This is a genomic window from Corallococcus sp. CA047B, from assembly GCF_003612065.1.
GTDB classification, from domain to species: Bacteria; Myxococcota; Myxococcia; order Myxococcales; family Myxococcaceae; genus Corallococcus; species Corallococcus praedator.
In genome coordinates, this window is the sequence record NZ_RAWD01000605.1 from 1 (window position 1) to 2,125 (window position 2,125).

The following is a 2,125-nucleotide window of genomic DNA, read 5'->3' on the forward strand; positions in this document are numbered from 1 at the left end:
GGCCGGGGGACAGCTCTCGCCCGGCGGTACGGAAGTTCAAGGTGGCTGTCGCAAGATGCACCCGCCGTGAAGGGGCGATGCGTCGCGCATGTATCGCCTGGAGCGCGCGCGAGCAATCCCCCCCACCCCCACGGATTTCCGCCGGAACGCCCTCACGGCAGGGGATTCGTGCTGCCGGGGTGGAAATGGGGGGACTGATTTCATGGTGACGGAATTCGGGGCGTGTCGGGGGCCGCCAGACTCTTCTGCCGCGAACGGAGGAACATTCACATAACCCCCAAGGTCGGAACCCGGGGACTTCCCCTGTTCATGGCACAGCGGATGTTATCAGTCGAAACGTGACACATCGGATCGTGTCTCGGGAACACGCGGCGTGTACGGGTCCCCCGGGCGGATGTGCCCGGGACGTTCCCTGGGCCCCGGTACGTGGGAGCACACCCGTGGATTGCCTGCGATATTGGTATTCCTTGTTTTTATCGGGTCGGGTCCTTGCCCGGAGGATGACGCCGGGCGACGTGGACAGTGGGGTCTCAAGAGGCGCGGAAGGATAGGGGACGCGTCCGACACGGGTGTGCCTGCGCCCCTTTGCCACGGCGGGGCCCGACAGGCGCCGTGGTAGAGCGCGCGAGCCACGCATCGAGGCGCGGCGCATTCCGTCCGGCCCGTACGCGCACGTGGGGCGGGTGCCAGGTCGCGGCGCGCCGCGAGGAGGACGGGATCATGTCGGGGAGGCAGCGGAGTGGGGCAGGGCGGTGGTGGCTCGCGGCGGTGTTGGGCGGGGTGCTGGGCTGTTCGGGGACGGACGGCCCCGGTCCGGGGGATGGAGCGGACGCGGGCGTGGACCCGGGACCGGACGAGCTGCCGTGTGACGTGAAGGCCGTGGTGGCGGAGCGTTGCGCGTCCTGCCACACCACGCCGCTGAAGGGGAACGCGCCCCTGGCGTTGCTTTCGCGCTCCGACTTCCAGCGGTCCTCACCGGTCCATGCGCAAGAGCGCGTGGGGCAGCGCAGCCTGGAGCGGCTGGGGAACGCGGCGGCGCCGATGCCTCCGGCGTCGGAGCCCCCGATTCCGGACGAGGCGCGCGCCGTGCTCACGCGGTGGTTGGAGTCGGGGATGCCGGCGGGGACGTGCGGCAGCCTTCCTTCAGGTCCGGCGCCGACGACGTGCGCGAGCGACAGCTTCTGGAGCGAGGCGAGCGGCACCGGGGCGTCGATGGCGCCCGGGTATGCGTGCCGGAGCTGTCATCTGCAGCAGGCGCCCAACAATGCGTACTTCTTCATGGGCACGGTGTTCCCGTCGCTGCACGTGGCGGACGGGTGCGACCCGCGGCTGGGCTCGCCGTCCAACGTGAAGGTGGAGATCCTCGACGCGCAGGGCGCGGTGAAGCTCACGCTGGTGCCCAACGAAGCGGGCAACTTCATGTCGACCACGCTCCAGCCGTCCTTCCCGCTGCCCTACCGCGCCCGGCTGGTGGGCCCGAGCGGCCGCTCGCGGCAGATGGCCACGCCCCAGACGAACGGCGACTGCAACAGCTGCCACACCGAACAGGGCACGGGACAGGCCCCGGGGCGCATCGCCCTGCCGTGAGACGGCGTCGGAGCGTCCGGTGCGGACGCTGCGACAATTGACCGCAGCCGGGGACTCCAGGGCGGGCTGCTATTCGGCAGCTTCCCTTCCTCCTGGAGTCGCCCGATGAAGCTTCCCCTGGGTCCGCTGTTCGCCGTCGCGGGTTCGCTCTTCTCCACCGCCGCCTTCGCGCACGCGGCGGTCGCGGGACCCACGCCTCCCTATGCGGGCGTTTCGTTCGATGCCGACTTCACCGTGAGCCACGGGTGCGACGGCGCGGACACGTACCGGGTGAAGGTGACGATTCCGGCGGGTGTCACGGGCGTGCGTCCGGTGGACTCCACGTTCGGCAAGGCGGAGGTGGAGAAGGACGGCGCGGGCAACGTGACGTCGGTGACGTGGACCCGGACTGGCGACGTGCGAGCGGCGGACACGCACTACTTCCACCTGGGCCTGCGCGCGAAGCTGCCCGCGAAGCCTTTCACCACGGTGTTCTTCCCCACCGAGCAGACGTGCCGCACGGGGGCCGGCGTGGAGACGACGGTGGGCTGGACGGGGA

General features: G+C 70.4%; 2 protein-coding genes. Both read left to right on the forward strand.

The features are described from left to right. The first annotated feature begins 720 nt into the window (after positions 1 to 720). Complete coding sequence (locus tag D7X74_RS41490; RefSeq protein ID WP_147446897.1) at positions 721 to 1,587, forward strand: hypothetical protein; 867 nt, start codon at positions 721 to 723, stop codon at positions 1,585 to 1,587. Positions 1,588 to 1,692: 105 nt separating this feature from the next. Next, the coding region (locus D7X74_RS41495; protein ID WP_120538419.1) for a DUF1775 domain-containing protein at positions 1,693 to 2,125 on the forward strand (433 nt) is incomplete at its 3' end.